Below are 2,989 nucleotides of genomic sequence, written 5' to 3'. Positions count from 1 at the left end.
AGTTCGAGCCGGCGCCCTAGCGGCGTCCGTGGCATCCGCGGCGGCGGCCGCAGCCCAGGCGCCGCGAGTGCCCGCGGCGCCCCTTTCGCGCGCCCTCGAATCGCAACCCGTGAAATCCTGGGGGCCGGTTCGTGCCTGCGTGCCGGGCGCGCTCCCGCATTTGCGCGACACTCGGCCGCAAACAACGTGCGAGTCAGGAGAGGGCATGGGGTCATGGGCCGATCGACGCTGAGCATCCAGACGCGGCTGGTGGCCGCGCTGAGCCTGAGCGCGACGGTGCTGGTGGGCTTGATCGGTCTGTACTGGGTCGACCGCCACGAGCACGAACTCAACGAGGCGCTGACCGAGCGCCAGCAGCGCATGGCGCAGCTGGTGGCGCGCGGCTTCGCCGAGCCGGTCTGGAACCTGGACAGCGCGGCGCTGTCCGAGCTGCTGGACGCGGTGATGGCCGATCCCGAAGTCCAGTCCATCACCCTGGCCGCGCCCGGCCTGGAAACCCTGCAGCGCGCCCGCGAGACGCCGGCGGTGCGGCCGCTGACGCTGGAATTCGAGCTCAGCCATCGCGCCGGCGCCCAGGGCGCGGCCGGGGCGCTCGGCCGCGCGACGCTGGTCTACACCCGCAGCTACATCGACCAGACGCTGGGCGAGACGCGCCGGCTGGTGGCCAGCCTGCTGGCCACGGTGCTGGCGGCGATCGCGCTGACCAGCTACGTGCTGGTGCGCCGCCTGGTGGAGCGGCCGGTTTCGCGCCTGCGCGGCCTGGCGCAGCGGGTGGCCAGCGGCGAGCTCGGCGCCCACATCCAGCCCGAGCATGCCGACGAGATCGGCGACCTGACCGACCAGCTCAACGCGATGAGCGCCAAGCTGCGCGACTTCGCCGAGGGCCTGCGCAGCAGCGAGCAGCGCTACCGCAGCCTGTTCGAGAACGCCGCCGAGGGCATCTTCCAGGCCGACGGCCACGGGCGGCTGCTGCGCGTCAACAAGGCGCTGGCCCACATGCTGGGACTGGGGCGGCCCGAGGATGCGCAGGGCGTCACGCTGCGGCGCGTGGTGCGCATCGAGCGCGACGAGTACCGGCGCCTGGCCCTCGCGCTGGAGCGCCACCGGCTGCTGCAGCAGGTGCCGCTGCTGGTGACCACGCGAGACGGACGCGACCTGTGGGTCGAGCTCAGCCTGCACCTGGTGCTCGACGGCGCGCCGCGCATCGAGGGCCTGGTCAGCGACATCACGCTGCGCCGGCTGGCGGAGCAGGAACTCACCCAGCATCGCGACCACCTCGAGGAACTGGTCACCGAGCGCACCGTCGAGCTGTCCCAGGCCAAGCAGCGCGCCGAGGCGGCGAACCAGGCCAAGAGCCGCTTCCTGGCGACGATGAGCCACGAGTTCCGCACACCGCTCAACGCCATCCTCGGCTTCGCGCAGCTGCTGCAGATGGATGCCTCGCTCAGCGAGGCGCAGCAGCAGCGCATCCGCCTGATGCGCGAGTCCGGCGAGCACCTGCTGGTGCTGATCACCGACCTGCTGGACGTCGCCAGCATCGAGGCCGGCAAGCTGACCCTGCAGCTCAGCCCGCTGGACCTGCGGGCGCTGCTCGAGATCTGCAGCGAATCCATGCGGCCGCGCGCCGCCGAGAAGGGCCTGGCCTTCGACGTCCACCTCGACGCGCAGCTGCCGACGCGGGTGCGCGCGGACGGCCAGCGGCTGCGCCAGGTGCTGCTGAACCTGCTGTCCAACGCCGTCAAGTTCACCGACCACGGCCGGATCGGGCTGTCGGTGGACGTCGTGGCGCAGGGCCCGAGCAGCCTGATGCTGCGCTTCACCGTCTCCGACACCGGCATCGGCATGGCACGCGAGCAGATGGAGCGGCTGTTCCAGCCCTTCGAGCAGGTCGCGGACCTCTCACGCCGCGCCGGGGGCACCGGCCTGGGCCTGGCGATCAGCCAGCAGCTCGTCCGCCTGATGGGCGGGGAGATCACCGTCCAGACCTCGGTGGACGAGGGCAGCCGCTTCAGCTTCGCGCTCGAGCTGCCGCTGGCCTCGTAGCCCAGCCCCCGGCTTCCCCGACGCTCGGCCTCTCCTCTCGCCGCGCGCCCCCGGGTCCCCGGCCTTACAGCTACACGGGTCCCCGGCCTCACGGCTACACGGCCCTTACGGTGTCCCCGGCCCACTGTGCGGGCGGCGCCCGGCGCGCGCGGGCGCTTGGGCATACTTCCCGGCCATGACTGCCGTCCTGTTCTACAAGCTGCTGGCGATCTTCATCGCCGCGGGGATGGGCTGGTTCGTCGGACACATGCGCTGGCTGGGCAAGGCCGGTGGCGAGAACGATCCCGCCCGCATCCTCTCGAACCTGGCGTTCTACCTGTTCGTCCCGGCGCTGATGTTCCGCACCACCGCGCGGGTGGAGTTCTCCGCCCTGCCCTGGCTCACCGTCGCCGCCTTCTTCGCGCCGGTGGTGCTGATGCTGGTGGCCGTCTACCTCTACGAGCGCCAGCGCCATCCCGACAGCCCCGCCGCGCCGGCGGTGCGCAGCATCACCGCCAGCTTCGGCAACACGCTGCAGGTCGGCGTGCCGCTGGTGGCCGGCGTCTTCGGCGAGAGCGGCCTGGCGGTGCACATCACCGTCGTCAGCCTGCACGCGCTGACGCTGCTCACCGTCGCCACCGTGCTGGTGGAGATGGACCTGGCGCGCCACAGCGCCGGCGGCGCCAGCCTCGGGCGCACCGTCGCCACGACGATCCGCAACACCGTCATCCATCCGGTGGTGCTGCCGGTGCTGTGCGGCTTCGCCTGGCACCTCACCGGCCTACCGCTGCCCACCGTGCTGGACGAGGTGCTGCAGATGCTGGGCAGCGCGGTGGTGCCGCTGTGCCTGGTGCTGATCGGGATGTCGCTGGCCTACTACGGCCTGCCGCGCGGCGCGATCCGCTCGCTGCTGGGCCTGGCCGCGCTCAAGCTGCTGGTGCTGCCGGCGCTGGTGCTGGGCATCGCG

At 72.2% G+C, this 2,989-nt stretch carries 2 protein-coding genes; both read left to right on the top strand.

The window, feature by feature from the left end:
- Positions 1 to 213 precede the first annotated feature (213 nt).
- Positions 214 to 2,043, top strand: a complete 1,830-nt coding sequence (locus FUT87_RS04805; protein WP_091730860.1) for an ATP-binding protein — start codon at positions 214 to 216, stop codon at positions 2,041 to 2,043.
- 175 nt (positions 2,044 to 2,218) lie between these two features.
- On the top strand, positions 2,219 to 2,989 hold a 771-nt coding region (locus tag FUT87_RS04800; protein WP_147240245.1), incomplete at its 3' end, for an AEC family transporter.

Source organism: Mitsuaria sp. TWR114, assembly GCF_007997345.1.
This window is presented reverse-complemented; position numbering and strand designations above follow the sequence as displayed.

Bases quoted from the DNA above. Each gene is read 5' to 3' on its own strand.
- FUT87_RS04805 (WP_091730860.1), top strand. From the start codon at position 214: ATGGGCCGATCGACGCTGAGCATCCAGACGCGGCTGGTGGCCGCGCTG.